This is a genomic window from Variovorax sp. PBL-E5 (genome assembly GCF_901827185.1).
Taxonomy (GTDB): domain Bacteria; phylum Pseudomonadota; class Gammaproteobacteria; order Burkholderiales; family Burkholderiaceae_C; genus Variovorax.
Map to the genome: position 1 here is coordinate 197,348 of NZ_LR594673.1, position 16,844 is coordinate 214,191.

At 68.2% G+C, this 16,844-nt stretch carries 20 protein-coding genes and 1 pseudogene; 14 read left to right on the forward strand and 7 right to left on the reverse strand.

Annotation, left to right across the window (positions count from 1 at the left end):
- Window positions 1-26: 26 nt before the first annotated feature.
- From WDLP6_RS32825 to WDLP6_RS32830, 3 genes and pseudogenes are all read right to left on the reverse strand, one after another.
- Window positions 27-458: pseudogene (locus tag WDLP6_RS32825) on the reverse strand (cupin domain-containing protein); the annotation flags it as partial.
- A 3-nt stretch (window positions 459-461) separates the two neighbouring features.
- The gene (locus tag WDLP6_RS35295) at window positions 462-686 is read right to left on the reverse strand and encodes a transporter substrate-binding domain-containing protein (protein WP_232077669.1); all 225 of its coding nucleotides are present in this window, start codon (window positions 684-686) and stop codon (window positions 462-464) included.
- A complete protein-coding gene (locus WDLP6_RS32830; RefSeq protein ID WP_232077671.1) occupies window positions 683-1,117 on the reverse strand; it encodes a transporter substrate-binding domain-containing protein in 435 nt (144 codons plus the stop codon). Before WDLP6_RS32830 ends, WDLP6_RS35295 begins: the two co-directional genes overlap by 4 nt.
- A gap of 201 nt (window positions 1,118-1,318) precedes the next feature.
- Here WDLP6_RS32830 and WDLP6_RS32835 point away from each other — a divergent pair, with 201 nt between their 5' ends.
- The 4 genes from WDLP6_RS32835 (at window position 1,319) to WDLP6_RS35425 (ending at window position 3,266) form a co-directional block, all read left to right on the forward strand.
- Window positions 1,319-1,861 (forward strand): C40 family peptidase, encoded by a 543-nt coding sequence (locus tag WDLP6_RS32835; protein WP_162595470.1) that lies wholly within the window; start codon window positions 1,319-1,321, stop codon window positions 1,859-1,861.
- Between the two features lie 94 nt (window positions 1,862-1,955).
- Complete coding sequence (locus tag WDLP6_RS32840) at window positions 1,956-2,366, forward strand: DUF4189 domain-containing protein (protein WP_162595472.1); 411 nt, start codon at window positions 1,956-1,958, stop codon at window positions 2,364-2,366.
- 17 nt (window positions 2,367-2,383) lie between these two features.
- On the forward strand, window positions 2,384-2,809 hold the full coding sequence (locus WDLP6_RS32845) for a PPC domain-containing DNA-binding protein (protein ID WP_162595474.1): 426 nt from the start codon (window positions 2,384-2,386) through the stop codon (window positions 2,807-2,809).
- Between the two features lie 43 nt (window positions 2,810-2,852).
- Window positions 2,853-3,266 carry an FHA domain-containing protein gene (locus WDLP6_RS35425; protein WP_162571839.1) on the forward strand — a complete coding sequence of 138 codons (414 nt, stop codon included), beginning with the start codon at window positions 2,853-2,855 and terminating at the stop codon, window positions 3,264-3,266.
- On the opposite strand, the gene WDLP6_RS32855 is transcribed toward WDLP6_RS35425, so the two are convergent.
- Window positions 3,263-4,030 carry an IclR family transcriptional regulator gene (locus WDLP6_RS32855; protein WP_162571840.1) on the reverse strand — a complete coding sequence of 256 codons (768 nt, stop codon included), beginning with the start codon at window positions 4,028-4,030 and terminating at the stop codon, window positions 3,263-3,265. The genes WDLP6_RS35425 and WDLP6_RS32855 overlap by 4 nt on opposite strands.
- Window positions 4,031-4,160: 130 nt before the next feature.
- Between WDLP6_RS32855 and WDLP6_RS32860 the strand changes: the two genes are divergently transcribed.
- From WDLP6_RS32860 to WDLP6_RS32905, 10 genes are read left to right on the forward strand one after another with little or no spacing between them, the layout of a single operon-like run.
- Window positions 4,161-5,138 (forward strand): Bug family tripartite tricarboxylate transporter substrate binding protein, encoded by a 978-nt coding sequence (locus WDLP6_RS32860; RefSeq protein WP_162595475.1) that lies wholly within the window; start codon window positions 4,161-4,163, stop codon window positions 5,136-5,138.
- A gap of 36 nt (window positions 5,139-5,174) precedes the next feature.
- Entirely contained in the window at window positions 5,175-6,077 is a 903-nt protein-coding gene (locus WDLP6_RS32865; protein ID WP_162595800.1) for an amidohydrolase family protein, read from the forward strand.
- On the forward strand, window positions 6,074-7,060 hold the full coding sequence (locus WDLP6_RS32870) for a Bug family tripartite tricarboxylate transporter substrate binding protein (protein ID WP_162595477.1): 987 nt from the start codon (window positions 6,074-6,076) through the stop codon (window positions 7,058-7,060). Before WDLP6_RS32865 ends, WDLP6_RS32870 begins: the two co-directional genes overlap by 4 nt.
- A gap of 35 nt (window positions 7,061-7,095) precedes the next feature.
- Window positions 7,096-7,785, forward strand: coding sequence for an RraA family protein (locus WDLP6_RS32875; protein WP_162571843.1), 690 nt, complete (start codon window positions 7,096-7,098; stop codon window positions 7,783-7,785).
- Window positions 7,782-8,714, forward strand: coding sequence for an NAD(P)-dependent oxidoreductase (locus WDLP6_RS32880; protein WP_162595478.1), 933 nt, complete (start codon window positions 7,782-7,784; stop codon window positions 8,712-8,714). The genes WDLP6_RS32875 and WDLP6_RS32880 overlap by 4 nt, the downstream gene beginning before the upstream one ends.
- Window positions 8,715-8,728: 14 nt before the next feature.
- Window positions 8,729-9,799: a cyclase family protein gene (locus WDLP6_RS32885; protein WP_162595479.1), complete on the forward strand. Its 1,071-nt coding sequence runs from the start codon at window positions 8,729-8,731 to the stop codon at window positions 9,797-9,799.
- A gap of 49 nt (window positions 9,800-9,848) precedes the next feature.
- Window positions 9,849-10,847: a tripartite tricarboxylate transporter substrate binding protein gene (locus tag WDLP6_RS32890; protein WP_232077673.1), complete on the forward strand. Its 999-nt coding sequence runs from the start codon at window positions 9,849-9,851 to the stop codon at window positions 10,845-10,847.
- A 30-nt stretch (window positions 10,848-10,877) separates the two neighbouring features.
- The gene (locus WDLP6_RS32895) at window positions 10,878-11,882 is read left to right on the forward strand and encodes a Bug family tripartite tricarboxylate transporter substrate binding protein (protein ID WP_162595480.1); all 1,005 of its coding nucleotides are present in this window, start codon (window positions 10,878-10,880) and stop codon (window positions 11,880-11,882) included.
- Between the two features lie 31 nt (window positions 11,883-11,913).
- Complete coding sequence (locus WDLP6_RS32900; protein ID WP_162595481.1) at window positions 11,914-12,906, forward strand: Bug family tripartite tricarboxylate transporter substrate binding protein; 993 nt, start codon at window positions 11,914-11,916, stop codon at window positions 12,904-12,906.
- Between the two features lie 26 nt (window positions 12,907-12,932).
- Complete coding sequence (locus WDLP6_RS32905) at window positions 12,933-13,856, forward strand: SMP-30/gluconolactonase/LRE family protein (protein WP_162595482.1); 924 nt, start codon at window positions 12,933-12,935, stop codon at window positions 13,854-13,856.
- 153 nt (window positions 13,857-14,009) lie between these two features.
- Here the strand turns inward: WDLP6_RS32905 and WDLP6_RS32910 are convergent, their stop codons facing one another.
- From WDLP6_RS32910 to WDLP6_RS32920, 3 genes are read right to left on the reverse strand one after another with little or no spacing between them, the layout of a single operon-like run.
- Complete coding sequence (locus WDLP6_RS32910; protein WP_162595483.1) at window positions 14,010-14,231, reverse strand: acetyl-CoA carboxylase biotin carboxyl carrier protein subunit; 222 nt, start codon at window positions 14,229-14,231, stop codon at window positions 14,010-14,012.
- Window positions 14,232-14,282: 51 nt separating this feature from the next.
- Window positions 14,283-15,266 carry a Bug family tripartite tricarboxylate transporter substrate binding protein gene (locus WDLP6_RS32915; RefSeq protein WP_162595484.1) on the reverse strand — a complete coding sequence of 328 codons (984 nt, stop codon included), beginning with the start codon at window positions 15,264-15,266 and terminating at the stop codon, window positions 14,283-14,285.
- A 19-nt stretch (window positions 15,267-15,285) separates the two neighbouring features.
- Window positions 15,286-16,809, reverse strand: coding sequence for an acyl-CoA carboxylase subunit beta (locus tag WDLP6_RS32920; protein ID WP_162595486.1), 1,524 nt, complete (start codon window positions 16,807-16,809; stop codon window positions 15,286-15,288).
- Window positions 16,810-16,844 lie beyond the last annotated feature (35 nt).

A 16,844-nucleotide genomic window follows, 5' to 3' on the forward strand; every position in this document is an offset into this window, starting at 1 on the left:
CACGGCCGGGCGCTCGTGCGCCATCTTCATTCGCGCAGCGTGAACACGATCGACAGATAGGAAACCGGCCCTTCGCGCAAGACCTCCGCGCCGTGCAGCGCGCGCGCATCGAACAGCAGCGAATCGCCCGGCCTGACCTCGAAGGTGCGGCTGCCGTAGCGGTATTTCACGCGGCCCGACACCATGTAGATGAACTTCACGCCCGGGTGCTGGAACGCGGGATAGGGCCGGGCTTCGTCGGACAGCGTGATCAGGTAGGGCTCGACGAACAGGTTGCCGGACAGCAGATGCCCCAGCAGCTCGTAGTGGTAGCCCTTCACGGCATCGACGCGCTCGACCTTCAGCCCCTTGCCGGCCGGCACGTGCGACATGTCCAGCCGCCGGACCTGATCGACGAAGAAGCGCGACATCGGCACATCGAGCACGGTCGCGATCTTGTCGAGCATCCCGGCCTTTGGCACTCACATCAGCTTGAACGGAAAGTACTTCGCCGTGATGCGGTCGTACGTCCCGTCGGCGCGGATGGCCGCCAGCGCTGCGTTCACCTTGGCCAGCGTCGCCGTGTCGCCCTTGCGCACGGCAATGCCGTTGCCGTCGCCGAGCAGGCCGCCCTTGAGGTCCGGGCCGACGAACGCGAAGTGGGCGGCGTCCGGCGTCTTCATGAAGCCCACGAAGTAGGTCCTCATGTTGCCGAGGATGTAGTCGACGCGGCCGGCGAGACGTCGGCCGGCGTGCCCTTCTTCGCGACGAAGCGCGAGATGGTTTCCTTGTACTTGTCGGAGAAGTCCACGCGCTGGCGCCGCTGTTCGGTGATCGCCATGCTGGCGACGATCAGGTCGAACTTCCGGGCGACGAGGCCCGGGATGATGCCGTCCCAATCCTGGGCCACGATCTCGCACCGCGCTTGCATCTTCTCGCACAGGGCATGGGCGATGTCGACATCCCATCCCTGCAGCTGGCCCTGCGCATCCTTGAAGCTCCACGGCGGATAGGTTCCCTCGGTGGCGATGCGGTAGGTGCCGGGCTGCGCGTGGGCGACGCAGGCAAGACCGGCAGCCATCAGGAAGGCGCAGAGCGAGCGCCGGCCGATCTCGGGAACGGGCTTCGGGAAGATCATCGGGTACCTCGGCTGAAGTGCATGAAGGCCTCGATGATTCGGGTGTTTCAGAAGCGTCGCAAGTCTTGCACCTCGTGCAAATCGCCTCGTGCCGGCGGCGAATTTCCCATTGAGGCCTGGCGCTCGCGCTGTTGCATGTCATGCAAATCCGTGCATTGCGGACATTCCGAGCGCCAGCCCGGCAGAATGCGGACATCCGCCATGACCCCTGCATCCGACTCTCGACGCGACGCCTCGCCCTCGTTCAATGCGACAGGTTCGAAGCGCGCCCGTCGCCCGCTGCTCGAATCCGTGCTGCTGTGCGCCTGCCTGCTGGCCGCGGGCTGCGCGACCCGGCCGCCACCGCTGCCCTCGACCCCCTACACGCCGCTATCGGCCGGGCAATCGGACGATATCGCGATCCATGCGATGGGCCTCGTCGGCACACCGTACCGCTACGGCGGCAACACCCCCGAAGGCGGCTTCGACTGCAGCGGGCTCATCGGCTACGTGTACCGCGGGAGCGTGGGGACAGCGCCGCCGCGCACCGTGGCCGCGTTGTCGCGCTTCGGCCAGCCGGTGAGCGCGAGCGATCTGCGTGTCGGCGACCTGGTGCTCTTCGGCGGCAATCCGCCTTCGCATGCGGGCATCTATGTGGGCGACGGCCGTTTCGTGCACGCGCCGTCGACCGGCGGTGAAGTGCGGCTCGACCGCCTCGACGGGATCTACTGGTCGCGCCAGCGGCTCGAGGTCCGCAGGCCCTGACGAGCGTCGGGGCAGCCGCTCCCCTTCCGCTCGGGCCGCGCGCATCACCACCCCGGCGAGTCGTTTCCTGCTCGCGTAGCATGGCGCTTTTGCCATGCCTCTCATCGATCGATCCCTGTTCGTGGCCCTGCTGCTGTGCTGCGCCCTTGCCGGCATCGCCGCGGATCCGGCCCATGCCGACCCTGGCCCTGGCCCCAGCTGGGGAGCGATCGCGTCCAGGGACGCCGGCGGCTACGGCTACTCGTTCAACCACCCGTCGCGCGCCGCGGCGGAGCTTGCGGCGCGCGCCCAATGCGACCGCGCGGCGGGCCGCTCGGGCACCTGTGCCATCCGCGCGTACTTCGATCGCTCCTGCGGTGCGCTCGCGACCGGCAACTACGGGGAATGGGGCACCGCCATCGCCTCGACGGCCGCCGCTGCCGGCAAGGCGGCGGCCGTGCAGTGCGACAGCCATCTGCCCACGCAGCCTTGCAAGGTGGTCGTCAGCATCTGCTCGCCGCGCTGAGCATCGGCGCATGAACCATGGCTGTGCCTGAACCCTCCGCGCGAACCCTTCCGGTCCGCCTTCGCCCCGGCGACGACCTGAGGCGGGCCCTCGAATCCGTGGTGGCAGCAGAAGGTGGGACGGCCGCCTTCGTGCTGTCGGCCGTCGGAAGTCTTCGCCCCGCCGAGATCCGCATGGCCGGCGCGCACGGCGCGCTGAGGATCGATTCGGATACAGAACTTCTCACCCTCTCGGGCAGCATCGCGGCCGGCGGCTCGCACCTGCACATGAGCGTGAGCGATGGCCAGGGTCGCGTGCTGGGCGGCCATGCCTGCTATGGCTGCATCGTTCGCACGACGGCCGAGGTGCTGCTGGTTCTGCTGCCGCAATGGCACTTCTCGCGCGAACCCGACCCGAGCACCGGATGGGCGGAACTTGTCGTCCGGCGGATTCCCGACGCTTGAAAGAGCGGACTTCACCGCCCGGCGTGGTAAGTATGATCAGGCAATGCCAAAGCTGCAGATGACGTCGGCAGGAGAAACCCGGCACGTCGACCTCAAGCCCCACGAGAACACGCTGGGCAGAAACATCCACAACGACATCGTGCTCAATTCGCGCTTCGCGAGCCGCCGGCATGCGGTCATCGTGGTCGAAGCCGCGTTCACCACCATCCGCGACCTCGCCAGCCAGAACGGCACCTTCGTCAACGGCGTGCGCGTGCAGACCCAGTCGCTGGCCGATGGTGACGTGATCCGCATGGGCGAGTGCGAACTGCACTTCATCGCCGGCGACCAGGAGTTCAGCGAGGTCGTGGCCCAGCGCCTGTCGTCGGTGCCGAACTGGATGCTCGACGAGCATGCGCCCACGGCGCCCGATGCCGCGGGGCCGGACGAGGATGCGCGCCGTCCCAAATCGACCTAGTTCGGATGCCAGGTCGACACGACCGGCGGCGTCTTGTCGGTCGCCCCGCCGGCCAGTGCGTACGAGAGATGGTTGGCCGCTTGAATCACGGTCTTGGCGTGCCCGACCAGCTTGCTCTTGGACAGCCGGTCGGCAGGGCCGGAAATGCATACCGACCCCAGCAGCGTCCAGTGAAGGCCGAACACCGGAGCCGACACCGTCGCAACGCCCTTCTCCCGCTCGCCGATCGACAGGTGATAGCCACGCCGGCGGATCTCTTCGTAGAGCTTGCCCGGCTCCCCCGAGAACGCAAGGATGACCCGGCCTGGCGAGCCCTTGTCCAGCGGAAGCATTTCCCCCATCCGCGCATGATGACGGATCGGCTGCGGTCCTTCGACCCGGACGAGGCAGGTGCGAAAGTTGCCCTCGCGCACATAGAACGCGGAGCTCTCACCGGTCTTGTGCGATAGCGCCCTGAGCATCGGCTCGACAACGTTGTTGACGTCGAAGCTCGATTGGTAACGCGCACCCAGCCAACCGGCCGCGGGCCCGAGCCGCCACTCGCCGTCGTCGCGCTGAACCATATAGCCGGACTGGGCCAGCGTGCGCGCAAGGCGCAGTGCCGTGGTCTTGTGCATCCCGCTGCGGCGGCTCAGTTCCGCGAGGGACAGGCGCGTCTCGGCCATGCCGAAGGCTTCGAGCAACTGGAGCGCTCGCGTGACCGCGACGACACCGCCCGAGCCGGCTTCAGCTTCGTTCGAGGGGGCTTCGGCGATTTTCCGCATCTTGTTTCATACCGTGGTTGATGGTTCACTGCATGCAACCCCATTGTAGCTGGTGGAACGCCCCTCTAAAGTCTCGGCCAGCCCCGAACGCAGCCCGCGTCGAGGACCTTCAACAAGACAGAGACACGAGATGCAGATCAACCGCATGACCCGCCGCGCGAGCATCGCAATGGCGCTCGCACTGGCGTCCGGCGCCGTGCTGGCGCAGGCCTATCCCTCTCGGCCGATCCGATTGATCGTGCCGTTCCCCCCGGGTGGCGGCACCGACATCATTGCGCGCGAACTGGTCAACAAGATCGTCACCGAACAGGGGTGGACCGTCGTGATCGACAACCGACCCGGGTCCGGCGGCAACCTCGGCGTGGATGCCGCTGCCAAGGCCGCGCCCGATGGCTACACGCTGGTGATGGGCCAGACCAGCAACCTCGCGATCAACCCGACGCTGTATCCCAAGCTGCCCTACAACCCCGTCAAAGACCTCGCCGCCATCGGCCTGGTGGCATCCTCGCCGCTGGCCATCGTGGTGGCTGCCGACTCGCCGTACAAGACATTGGCTGATGTCGTGGCCGCAGCCAAGGCCAAACCTGGCGTGCTCAACTTCGCTACCTCGGGCAACGGCACGGTCGCGCACCTGGCCACGGAGATGCTGCAGCGCACTGCCGACGTCAAGCTCACGCACGTGCCGTACAAGGGCGCGTCGCAGGGCGTGACCGACGTGATCGGCGGGCAGGTTCAACTCTACGTGTCGTCGGTGCCGACGCTGATCAGTTTCGTCAAGGGCGGCAAGATGCGCGCGCTGGCTGTCACCTCGGCCAAGCGCGCCGAGGATCTGCCCGATGTCCCGACCGTGGCCGAGTCCGGCTACAAGGGTTTCGAAGCGGTGACTTGGTTCGGCCTGGTGGGCCCGGCCGCGATGCCCAGGGACGTCGTCGTGAAGTGGAACGCGGCGTTGAACAACGCGCTGGCCGCGCCCGACCTGCGCAAGAAGCTTGCGGCCCAGGGGGCGGATGTGGAAACCGGCACGCCGGAAAAGTTCAGCGCCTTGATCCGTGACGACATCGGTCGCTGGGGCAAGGTTGTCAAGGCATCGGGCGCCACGATCGACTGAACGGCTCGACGCCGAACGCATGGCGCGATGAACACGATGGACGACGAAGTGCTCGCGACGCCGTTCTCCGCCGGGCGGGGCCGCGCTGCGGTCGCGGTGCCGGCAGGCGCCTGCGATTGCCACATGCACGTGTACGACGCGCGCTACCCCGCGGCGGTGGGCGCGCGGCTCACGCCGCCCGATGCCGGCGTCGACGATTACCGCCTGCTGCAGCGGCGCACCGGTACCCGGCGCGTGGTGGTGGTCACGCCCTCGACCTACGGCACCGACAACCGGCCGATGCTCGACGCGCTGCTCGCGTTCGGCTCCGATGCGCGTGGCGTGGCCGTGATCGACGAAGGCGTCGACGACGCGGTGCTGGAACGGCTCCATGCAGCCGGCGTGCGCGGCATCCGTTTCAATCTGTCGCTCGGTTTCATCGGCGCGATCGCCGGGCTCGAGTTGCTGGCGCAACGCATCGCAGCACTGGGCTGGCATCTGCAACTGCTAGCGCCGCCCGACCTGCTCGCCGGTCTGGCCGACGTGCTCGGCCGGTTGCCGGTGCCCGTCGTGTTCGATCACTTCGGCCGCATAGCGCCTTCGATGGCCGGGCATCACCCGGCGCATGCGCTGGTGCTGCGCCTGCTCGGCGCAGGCCGGGCCTGGATCAAGTTGTCGGGCGGCTACATCGTCACCGAGCAGGGCCCGCCGCACTACGCCGACGTAGCGCCGCTCGCCCGCAGCTACCTGCACGCCGCGCCCGAGCGCGTGCTCTGGGGCAGCGACTGGCCGCATGCCTCCGCCTCGGCCGGTCACCAGCCGATGCCCGACGACGCGCGGCAGATGGCGCTGCTCGCCGAATGGACGGGCGATGCAGGCACGCTGCGGCGCGTGCTGGTCCACAACCCCGCTGCGCTCTACGGCTTTTCCAACGCAACTCCTCACGAGGCGACATCATGAATTCAATCCGCCGGCGCACGTTGGGCGCCCTCGCGTTTTCGCTGCTCGCGCTGGCCTGCATGCCTGCCGGCGCGCAAGGCGGCTGGCCGGGTGGCAAGCCCATCACCTGGGTCGTGCCCTATCCGCCCGGCGGCACCACCGACATCCTGGGTCGCGCCATCGCCGCACGGCTGGGCAGCGCCCTGGGCACGGCGGTCATCGTCGAGAACAAGGCGGGCGCCACCGGCACCATCGGCTCGGCCTTCGTCGCCAAGGCAGCGCCCGATGGCTACACGCTGCTCGGCACCTCGATCGGTCCGCAGGCGATCGTGCCGAGCCTGCTGCAGCACATGCAGTACGACCCGGTCAAGGCCTTCGAGCCCGTCACGCTGATCGGCAACATCCCGCACGTGCTGGTCGTCGGTGCCGGCTTGCCGTTTCGCACGGTGGCCGATCTGCTGGCGGAGGCGAAGGCCAGGCCGGACACCCTGTCATTCGCTTCGGGCGGCAACGGCACCATCCTGCAGATGCAAGGCGAACTGCTGTGCATGCAGTCGCACACCCGCATGACCCATGTCCCCTACAAGGGCGACACGCCCGCCATCCAGGACGTGCTGGGAGGCCATGCCAGCTTCATGTTCGCGCCGGCCGCCGCCGCGCTGCCGCACGTCGAGGGCGGCAAGCTCAAGGCATTGGCCGTCACTTCGGCCAAACGCCTCAAGTCCTTGCCCGATGTGCCGACCATGGCCGAGGCCGGCATTCCCGATTTCGTGGTCGAGCAATGGCAGGCGGTCTATGCGCCGGCCGGCACGCCGCAACCCGTGGTGCAGCGGCTCAACGCGGAGATCGTTCGCATCCTGAAGGAGCCCGACCTGGTCGCCATGGCCGACAAGCTCGGCGTCTCGCTCGTCGGCAGCACCCCGCAGCGACTCGCCGACACCCAGAGAGCCGACCTTGCCAAGTGGCGCAAGGTCATCAAGAGCGCCGGCATCAAAGCCGACTGATCAACCCCCGCCTTCTCTCCAACGAAAGAAACCTCATGTCCTCCATCCTTCCCGACATCATCCGCGACTTCGAACGCGTGCCTGCCGACATCGTCACGCAGGCCGCCGCGTTCCAGCCCGCGATCCTCGCCGACGTGGCCGGCCGGCGCGGCGCGTTGCACGGCCGCATCAAGGCCTTGCGTCCGCGCATGAAGCTGGCCGGCACCGCCTTCACGGTCGAGGTGCGCCCGGGCGACAACCTCATGATCCACGCCGCCATCGCGATGGCCCGACCGGGCGACGTGCTGGTGATCGACGGCAAGGGCGACCAGAGCTCGGCGCTGATGGGCACCATCATGATGACCGCCTGCCGGCAACTGGGTCTTGCCGGCGTGGTGATCGACGGCGCGGTGCGCGACAGTCTCGAGCTCGACGAGATGGACTACCCGGTGTTCTCTGTCGGCACCAATCCGAACGGCCCGACCAAGAACATCGGCGGCCGCATCGGCCATCCGGTCACGGTCGGCGGCGTGACGGTGCGGCCCGGCGACTTCGTGATCGGCGACGGCGACGGCGTGGTCGTCGTCGAGCGCGAGAAGATCGAGGCCCTGTTGCCGCTCGCCGCGAAGAAAGTCAAGGACGAGGCCGCGCGCATCGCCGCCATCAAAGCCGGGGACACCGCCGCGAAGTGGCTGTCATCCGCACTGCGCACCGCCGGCGTGCTGAAGGAAGGGCAGACCCTGTGAGCACCATCCTCGTGACGGGCGCCGACCTGGCGCCCGAGGCGCTCGCGCTGCTGAAGGCGCATGAGATCGTCTTTGCCGGCAAGGCGCCGACCGAGGCCGATCTCGTGGCCCTGTGCGGCGCGCACGACCCGGTGGCGATCATCGTGCGCTACGGCAGGATCGGCGCCGCGGTGATGGACGCTGCACCCGCGCTCAAGGTGATCTCCAAGCACGGCAGCGGCACCGACACCATCGACAAGGCCGCGGCCAAGGCACGTGGCATCGAGGTGGCTGCCGCCGTCGGTGCCAACGCGGCTGCGGTGGCCGAGCAGGCGCTCGCGCTGCTGCTGGCCTGCGCCAAGTCGGTGGTGCCGCTTGACGCGCGCATGCACGCCGGCCACTGGGACAAGGCCACGCACAAGAGCCTGGAGCTGGGCGGGCGCTCGGTCGGTGTGGTCGGCCTCGGCGCCATCGGCCTGCGCTTTGCGAAGATGGCGGATGCGATCGGCATGCGCGTGATCGGCTTCGATCCGTTCGCCGGCAGCCTGCCGCCCTATGTGCAGCGCGTGGACCTGGAAACGATCTGGCGCGAATCCGATGCGGTTTCGCTGCACTGTCCGTTGAGCGAAGAGAACCGCGGCCTCGTCAACGCGAAGACGCTCGCGCAATGCAAGCGCGGCGTGATCCTGGTGAACACCGCGCGCGGTGGCCTGATCGACGAGGTGGCGCTGCTCGACGCCGTGCGCTCGGGACAGGTCGCGGGTGCGGGCCTCGACAGCTTCGCCATCGAGCCGATGACGCCCGGCCATCCGTTCCAGGGCGAGAAGAACATCGTGCTGAGCCCGCACATCGGCGGCGTGACCCGCGACGCCTATGTGAACATGGGCGTCGGCGCGGCGAAGAATCTGCTGGATTCGCTGGCGCGCCAGCCGGCCGCTGCGGGCGCCTGAGTGCCGGAGGCCGCATGCCACAACGTTGGAAGCACGCACCCGCCGGCAGCCACTGGGGCGAATTCGGCCCTGACGACCAGCGCGGGCGCATGAACCTGGTGGATGCCGCGAAGGTCCTGCAGGGCATCGCCGAGGTGCGCGAAGGCCGCACCTTCTGCCTGTCGCTGCCGCTCGACGTGCCCGGCGGCCGCGCGCTGAATCCGCGCCGCATGCCGCCACGCACCTTCTCCACGCTGCGCGATGGCGCGAGCGACGGGCAGCAGGGTTTCTGCTGGTCGTACCAGTCGGAGGATCCGGACCTCAGCGACGTGGTCTGCGACGACGTGGTGCTGATGAGCCTGCAGTACTCGACGCAGTGGGACAGCCTCGCCCACATGGGCAGCCGCTTCGATGCCGATGGCGACGGCGTGGCCGAAGCCGTGTTCTACAACGGCTTTCGCGCCGGCGAGCAACTGCAACCGGCTGCCGAGGATGTGCACGCGGTCGAGCCCTGGGCGCGCTACCCCGGCCCGCGGGCCGGTGCGCTCGGGATCGAGCAACTGGCCGCGCACGGCGTGCAGGGGCGCGGCGTGCTGATCGATCTTGCGCATCACCTCGGCCGCCGGCGCCAGGCCGTCGGCTACGACACGCTGATGCGCGTGCTGGAAGCCGACGGCGTGGAGGTCGAGCCCGGCGACATGGTCTGCATGCACACCGGCTTCGCCGACACGCTGCTGGCGATGAACCGCCAGCCCGACGTGAAGCACCTGCACGAAACCGGCAGCGGCCTCGATGGCCATGACGCCAGGCTGCTGAACTGGATCGTCGACGTGCGGCTGGCCTGCCTGATCGCGGACAACCCGGCCGTCGAACTGGTGCAGCCCAAGCGGCTCGGCGAGGGCGGCGCGCCGATGCGCCAGCCGCGCCTCGCACTGCACGAGCACTGCCTGTTCAAGAACGGCATTCACCTGGGCGAGCTCTGGTACCTGAGCGAGCTCGCGCACTGGCTGCGTGCCAACGGGCGCAGCCGGTTCCTGTTGACCGCGCCGCCGCTGCGCCTGCCGGGGGCCGCGGGCTCGCCGGCGACGCCCATCGCCACGGTCTGAGCACCGGCGCGGTTCGCGATCCAAATTCCATTCCTGCAAGGAGACAAACATGAACCCTCTGTTCCAGCGCAATCGCCGCGCAACGCTCGCGGCATCCGCCGCCGCAATGGGCTGGCTCGCGCTCGGCGCAGGCACGGCCTGGGCACAGAACGCGTGGCCGCACCGGTCCATCCGGCTCGTCGTTCCCTATCCGGCCGGCGGCAATGCGGACAGCACGGCGCGCCTGCTGGCCGCGCAGTTGTCGGAACGACTGCAGCAGCAGGTGATCGTCGACAACCGTCCCGGCGGCGGCGGCACCATCGGCGCAGGCCTGGTGGCCAAGGCCCCGGCCGACGGCTACACGCTCTTGCTCGACGCGACTGCCTTCACCGTCAATCCGAGTCTGTTTCCCAAGCTGGCTTACGAACCGGCGAAAGATTTCGCCCCGATCTCGCAAGTGACGCGGGTGCCCATGCTGCTGGTGGTGCCGACCGCGTCACCATTGCGATCGGTGGCCGACCTGATCCGGTCCGCGCGCGCCGCCCCAGGCAAGCTCAGCTACGCATCGGCCGGCAACGGAGGAGCCCAGCATCTGGCCGGCGAGTTGTTCAAGCAGGGCGCGAAGTTGTCGATGACGCACATTCCCTACCGCGGCGGTGCACCCGCGCTCACCGATCTGGTCGGCGGGCAGGTCGATCTGATGTTCAGCGCCACCTCGGCGTCGGGACCTTTCGTCAAGAGCGGCAAGCTGCGGGCGCTGGCCATCACCTCGGCCGCGCGCGTGCCGGAGTGGCCGCATCTGCCCACCGTGGCCGAGTCCGGCGTTCCGGGTTTCGAGGTGAACGAATGGAACGGGCTGTTCGCGCCGGCCGGAACACCGAAGGCCGTGCTGGACCTGCTCGAAACCGAAACCCGCGCCGCCCTCAGGACCGCCGAACTGCAGCGGCGGCTGAGCGAGCTCGGCGTGCAGCCGGTCGGCTCGAGTTCGCAGGCGTTCGCTCGCTTCGTCGAGAGCGAGTCGTCCAGATGGGCCGGCGTCATCAAGGCCAGCGGCATCCGGATCGATTGAGTCCGCAACCCTCTCACCACGAGACAAGACATGCCCTCATGCCATCTTTCCCATCGCCGCGCGGCGCTCGCCGCCTCGATCGCGCTGGCCGCGCACTGTCTGGGCTTCGCGGCCGGCCCGGCCGAGGCACAGGACGTGTGGCCGGCCAAGCCAGTTCGCGTGGTCGTCGGTTTCGCCGCCGGCGGCCCAACCGATGTGGTCGCGCGTGCCTTCGCGGATCACGCCAGCCGTGCGCTCGGCCAACCCTTCGTTGTCGACAACAAGCCCGGCGCCAACACCATCATCGCGGCCCAGGCGGTGGCCGGCGCGCCCGCCGACGGCTACACGCTGCTCTTCGGTGCGACCAACCACACGATGATCCCCGCGCTCTACAGCAACCGCGTCAAGTTCGACGCCGTGCGCTCGTTCCAGCCGATCTGCACGGTGGCGTCGAGCCCGACGGTGCTCGTGGTCGGCCACGGCCTGCCGGTGAAGACGCTGGCCGAATACATGACGAAGGCCCGTGCCGAGCCCGGCCACGTGACCGCGGGCACGGCCGGCATCGGCAGCTCGGGACACTTCGCGACCGAGATGTTCGCGCGTGCCAATGGCCTGTCGCTGAATCACGTGCCGTACAAGGGAGCCGCGCCGGTGGTGACGGATCTGATGGGCGGCCAGCTCGACAGCTCGTTCGCCACGCTCGGCTCGGTGCTGCCGCAGATCCAGAGCGGCCAGCTGACAGCACTCGCCGTGGCCTCGAAGAATCGCTCGACACTGCTGCCCGACTTGCCCACCTTCAAGGAGGCCGGCGGTGGCGAGTATTCGGCCGACGCCTGGTACGGCGTTCTCGCGCCGGCCGGTACACCCGAGCCGATCGTGAAGGCACTGGAGCGCGTATCGACCGAGTTCGCGAAGAGCGCGTCGACCGCCGAGAAGCTGCACAAGCTCGGCCTCGATGCCGAATCGGTCTGCGGCTCGGCCTTCGGCGCCCGGATGCAGCGCGAAGTGACGACCTACACGCGCATCGCGCGCGAACTCGATCTCAAGGCCGATTGAAGCCGACAACGAATTCAACAGAATGGACCCCATGAACCCCCGTTTCATCCTCGATCGACGCGCCGCGCTGGCCTTGTGCGCAGTGACCGCTTTCACTTTCACCGCGCCCTGCGCGCTCGCGCAGACCCCCTACCCCGACAAGGGCGTGCGCATCGTGGTGCCGTACCCGCCTGGCGGCGCCGTCGATCAGGTCACGCGGCGCATTGCGCAGAAGCTGACCGAGCAGACCGGCCACAGCTTTTTCATCGACAACAAGGCCGGGGCCACCGGCACCATCGGCGCGCAGCAGGTGGTGCGCGCGGCGCCGGACGGCTACACGCTGCTCGCCAACGACACCACCTACTCGATCCTGCCCTACGTCTTCAGCAAGTTGCCTTGGGACCATGAGAAGGACCTGGTGCCGGTGGCGGCCTTCAACTTCGCGCCGGTCGCGCTCGTCGTTGCGGCCGATTCGAAGTTCAAGACCTTCGGCGAACTCGTGGCGTACTCGAAGGCCAACCCCGGCAAGCTCAACTACGGCACCGGCGGTGCCGGCACCATGCCACACTTCGCGACCGAAGCGCTCAAGAGCGCCACCCGCCTCGATGCGACGCATGTGCCCTTCAAAGGCGCGGGCGAGGCCACGCTGGCGCTGCTCGGTGGCAGCATCGACTTCCAGATCGCCTCGACGCCCGGCGTCATGGGCCAGGTCAGGGGCGGCAAGGTGCGCCTGCTGGCGATCAGCGGCAGCAAGCGCCTGAAGGCCGTGCCCGACACGCCGACCTTCGCCGAGGCGGGCGTCAAGGACTACAGCGTGATCAACTTCACCGGTCTGTGGGCACCCAGGGGCACGCCGGCACCGGTGGTCGCACGGCTGGAGAAGGAGATCGCGATCGCGATGGCGAGTCCCGACATCCAGGCCTTTGCCGACGACCTCGGCTGCGTGCCGACGGTGGTGAGTGGCGCGGCCTTCGCGACCCTGCTGCGCGAGAACGCGCGCTTGTGGGGCAAAGTGGCGGCGACCGCGCAGGTCGACAAGCAGTAACGCAACACAAAGAGAAAGCGCATGCCATGTTCTTCGTCCAGCCGCCCGAAGTCCGTGAACTCGAGATCTTCAGCCGCATGCCCGAGCGCTTCCGGCGCAAGGAACGCAGCGCCTGGGCCGATGCGAACCGCGGTGGCCAACCGGTCGACTCCTTCCTCGAAGGCCCGGTGTTCGACGCCACCGGCAACCTGTACCTGACGGACATTCCCTTCGGTCGCATCTTTCGCATCGACGCGGCGGGCGAGTGGGAACTGGTCACCGAATACGACGGCGAGCCCAACGGCATGAAGTTCCTCAACGCGCGGGAACTGCTCATCACCGACTACAAGAACGGCCTGATGCGGCTCGACATCGCGTCGGGCCAGGTCACGTCCTTCCTGGAGCGCCGCAACAGCGAACGCTTCAAGGGCGTCAACGACCTGGTGTTCGACGCCCATGGCAATCTCTACTTCACCGACCAGGGCCAGAGTGGCCTGCACGAACCCACCGGCCGCGTCTATCGGCTCTCGCCCGAGGGCCGGCTCGATCTTTTGCTGGCCAACGTGCCGAGTCCGAACGGCGTGGTGCTCTCGCCGGACGAGAAGGTGTTGTTCGTCGCCGCCACGCGCGGCAACTGCGTATGGCGCGCGCCGTTGATGGACGACGGCAGCGTGGCCAAGGTCGGCCAGTTCTTCACCTCCTACGGCCCGAGCGGCCCCGATGGCCTGGCCATGAACGAGGAAGGTGGTCTCCTCATCGCCAACCCCGGGCTGGGCTATGTGTGGGTTCTCAACCGGCGCGCCGAGCCGGTGCTCGTGCTGCGCGGTCCGGCCGGTGCGTCGACCACCAATCTCGCATTCGGCGGCGCCGATCGGTGCATGCTGTACGTCACCGATTCGACGTACGGCCATGTGTTGAGAGCGACGCTCGAGGTGCCCGGCCAGCGGCTTCATCGAGGGCCGGGGGACTGAGACTTCCAGCGGCAGAGATTCGCGCGATCCAGCCATGACCGGCCGTCGACGAACTATCGAGGCCACAACAGCCTGTACAGCACGTCAGAACCGTCACACACGCCGCACGTGGCCTCCGCCAAACCGAATGGGCCTCACCGGCAAGCCTTCTCTTCAGGTCTCGACGATCGCCACGACCTGCCCCTCCTCCACCGCATCGCCCTCGCCGGCGCGCAGCTCCACGACGACGCCAGCGGCCTCGCATTGCACCGGGATCTCCATCTTCATCGACTCCACCACCAGGAGGGTGTCATCGGCATCCGCCCGCGACCCGACGGGCAGCAGAACCTTCCAGATCTTGCCGGTGACTTCGGCCTTCACTTCGATGCGTGCCATTTCTTCTCCATTTCGGATTTCGTGATCGGAACCTTGTGGAACACGGTCCGCCTATTCCAGCTTGATCCCTGCGGATCGAATCAGCTCGCCCCAGCGCGCCGTGTCCGCATGCACGAACGCCGTGGACTGCGCCGGGCTCATGCTCTCGGCGAAACCACCGAAGTTCGCGATCTGCGCCTGCACCTCGGGCAGGTGCATGACCTTCCGCACTGCATCGGCGAGCCGTTGCTGGATCCCGGCCGGCACGCCCGCGGGCGTGACCACGCAGAGCCAGCCCTCGGCCGAGAATCCCGGGTAGCCGCTCTCGGCGACGGTGGGCACGTCGGGCAGCGCCGGCAGGCGCTGGGCCGAGCTGATCGCGAGCGCGCGCATCTGGCCGTTGCGCACGTAGGGCACCGCGACGCTCGTCACTTCGAACAGCACGGGCACATGGTTGCCCAGCAGCAGCGCAGCGGCCTGGCCACTGCCGCGATTCGGCACATGCACGAGCCGGGCGCCGCTCACATGCTGGAGCAGTTCCGCCGTGAGATGCTGCGAGGATCCCGCGCCGGGCGTCGCATACTCGATCGATGCACGCTTCGATTGCTCGATCAGATCCTTGAGCGTCCGGTACGGCGACTTGGGGTCGACCAGCACGACGATCGGGCCGCGATAGACGACGGAGATCATCGAGAAGCCGTTCTCCGCGTCGTAGGCCAGCTTGGGATAGAGCGCCGGATTGAGTGCCAAGGGCCCGATGGCACTCAGGCCGATGGTGTAGCCGTCGGGCGCCGCCCGCCCGAGGGCCGCCATGCCGATGCCGCCGCTCGCACCGGCCTTGTTCTCCACCACCACCGCCTGGCCGAGTTCCTGCGGCAGCCGGTCGGCGATCAGGCGAGCGATCGAATCGGTCACGTTGCCCGGCGCGAAGGGCACGATCATCGTGATCGGGCGACCCGGGTAGCGCTGCTGCGCGAAGGCCTGCGGCAGGGCCGCGGCGAGTCCGATGCATGCGATGGCGGCCATCAACGAGCGGCGTATCGATCCGGGTGTCATGGGTCGTCTCCAAGCGGTATCACAAGTAGCAGGGCCAGCTCTGCATCAGGTGCCGTCCCACGCCCGCCGTGCCGCGCGCCTGATGGACCTCGAGCATGCGCACCAGCCAGTCGCGTGTTTCATGCGGCCGGATGACCTGCTGCACGTGAAAGTTGGCTGCCATCACCCACGGGCTGGTCTCGCGCGCCAGTTCGGCCAGCCGGTCGTCGAAGCCCGGATCGCCGGGCGACAGGCCATCGACCACGGTCACGCCCGCGGCCGGCGCCATGAATCCGATTTCCGCCGTGGGCCAGACCGCGATCTCGTCGGAGTTGCGGCCGCCGCCCATGTTCAGATAGGCCTGTCCGTAGAGCTTGCGCAGGATCACCGTCAGCTTCGGCACCGTGGCGAGTTGCAGCGCCGTCATGTAGTTCATGATGCGCGCGGGTGCCCCGGCCTGCTCGGCCTCGAGGCCGATCGCGAAGCCCGGCACGTCGACCAGGTTGACCAACGGGATATTGAAGGAATCGCACAGGACGATGAAGGATGCGATCTTCCTGCAGGCGGCGATCTCGAGCGCGCCGCCCTTGTGCAGCGGATTGCTGGCGATGATGCCGACCGCGCGTCCGCCCAGGCGGGCGAGTCCGGTGATGCCGGTCTTGCCGAAGCGCGCCTTGAGTTCGAAGAAGCTGTCGCGATCGACGATCGCGCGGATGATCTTCTTCATGTCGTAGACCTGCGTCTCGCGCTCGGGCAGCAGTTCCAGGATGCCGGGCATCAGGTCGCCCGAGCCGGGCGGCACCGGCTGCAGCGGCGGCGTCTCGGCGTTGTGCGAGGGCAGGTACGACAGGAAGCGGCGGATCGCGTCGATCGCTTCTTCGTCGCTGTCGACCACCTGATCCACCAGCCCGGTGGTCTCAGCATGCAGCAGCCAGCCGCCGAGCGCCTCGGGCTCGAGGGTGGCGCCGGTCGCCTGCTTCACCAGGGGTGCGCTCGAGACCGACAGCAAGGCGCCCTTGCGCATCACCTTGAAGTCGCTCAGGCACGAGTACCAGCTCGACGACCCGTAGCAGGGGCCGAGGATGGCCGCCGCCCAGGGCGTTTCGCGCAAGCGCAGGTACTGCGCCGGATCGCTGCCGCTGGCACCCATGCCGGCGGCACCCATCGTTTCCGGAATGCGCGCGCCCGAGGACTCGCCGAGGAAGACCAGCGGAAGGCCGCGCTGCGCCGCCACGCGCTTCATGTGGGCGATCTTGCGGCCGTTGACCATCGTGCTCGATGCACCCATGACGGTGAAATCGTTCGACATCGCCGCCGCCTCGCGCCCGGCGATGCGGCCGAAGCCGGCGATCTTGCCGTCGGCCGGCGCCTTGCCCGCATCCGGGCCGGAGAACGCGAACAGGCCCACTTCGGCGAAGCTGCCTTCGTCGAAGAGCGCGGCCAGCCTGGCGCGTGCATCGAGCAGGCCGGCGTCGCGCCGGCGCTGGAGCTTGGCCGCGCCACCCATCGCCAGCGCCTGCGCATGGCGGCGTTCGTAATCGTCCGAGATTTCTTTCCGGTCCATCAACCTTGTTCCTTGTCTCTCGTCATGGCGCGGAC

Bases quoted from the DNA above. Each gene is read 5' to 3' on its own strand.
- WDLP6_RS32895 (WP_162595480.1), top strand. From the start codon at position 10,878: ATGCCCTCATGCCATCTTTCCCATCGCCGCGCGGCGCTCGCCGCCTCG.
- WDLP6_RS32920 (WP_162595486.1), bottom strand. From the start codon at position 16,809: ATGGACCGGAAAGAAATCTCGGACGATTACGAACGCCGCCATGCGCAG.
- WDLP6_RS32835 (WP_162595470.1), top strand. From the start codon at position 1,319: ATGACCCCTGCATCCGACTCTCGACGCGACGCCTCGCCCTCGTTCAAT.
- WDLP6_RS32830 (WP_232077671.1), bottom strand. From the start codon at position 1,117: ATGATCTTCCCGAAGCCCGTTCCCGAGATCGGCCGGCGCTCGCTCTGC.
- WDLP6_RS32870 (WP_162595477.1), top strand. From the start codon at position 6,074: ATGAATTCAATCCGCCGGCGCACGTTGGGCGCCCTCGCGTTTTCGCTG.
- WDLP6_RS32885 (WP_162595479.1), top strand. From the start codon at position 8,729: ATGCCACAACGTTGGAAGCACGCACCCGCCGGCAGCCACTGGGGCGAA.
- WDLP6_RS32875 (WP_162571843.1), top strand. From the start codon at position 7,096: ATGTCCTCCATCCTTCCCGACATCATCCGCGACTTCGAACGCGTGCCT.
- WDLP6_RS32845 (WP_162595474.1), top strand. From the start codon at position 2,384: ATGGCTGTGCCTGAACCCTCCGCGCGAACCCTTCCGGTCCGCCTTCGC.
- WDLP6_RS32865 (WP_162595800.1), top strand. From the start codon at position 5,175: ATGGACGACGAAGTGCTCGCGACGCCGTTCTCCGCCGGGCGGGGCCGC.
- WDLP6_RS32905 (WP_162595482.1), top strand. From the start codon at position 12,933: ATGTTCTTCGTCCAGCCGCCCGAAGTCCGTGAACTCGAGATCTTCAGC.
- WDLP6_RS32860 (WP_162595475.1), top strand. From the start codon at position 4,161: ATGCAGATCAACCGCATGACCCGCCGCGCGAGCATCGCAATGGCGCTC.
- WDLP6_RS35295 (WP_232077669.1), bottom strand. From the start codon at position 686: ATGAGGACCTACTTCGTGGGCTTCATGAAGACGCCGGACGCCGCCCAC.
- WDLP6_RS35425 (WP_162571839.1), top strand. From the start codon at position 2,853: ATGCCAAAGCTGCAGATGACGTCGGCAGGAGAAACCCGGCACGTCGAC.
- WDLP6_RS32915 (WP_162595484.1), bottom strand. From the start codon at position 15,266: ATGACACCCGGATCGATACGCCGCTCGTTGATGGCCGCCATCGCATGC.
- WDLP6_RS32855 (WP_162571840.1), bottom strand. From the start codon at position 4,030: ATGCGGAAAATCGCCGAAGCCCCCTCGAACGAAGCTGAAGCCGGCTCG.
- WDLP6_RS32900 (WP_162595481.1), top strand. From the start codon at position 11,914: ATGAACCCCCGTTTCATCCTCGATCGACGCGCCGCGCTGGCCTTGTGC.
- WDLP6_RS32890 (WP_232077673.1), top strand. From the start codon at position 9,849: ATGAACCCTCTGTTCCAGCGCAATCGCCGCGCAACGCTCGCGGCATCC.
- WDLP6_RS32840 (WP_162595472.1), top strand. From the start codon at position 1,956: ATGCCTCTCATCGATCGATCCCTGTTCGTGGCCCTGCTGCTGTGCTGC.
- WDLP6_RS32910 (WP_162595483.1), bottom strand. From the start codon at position 14,231: ATGGCACGCATCGAAGTGAAGGCCGAAGTCACCGGCAAGATCTGGAAG.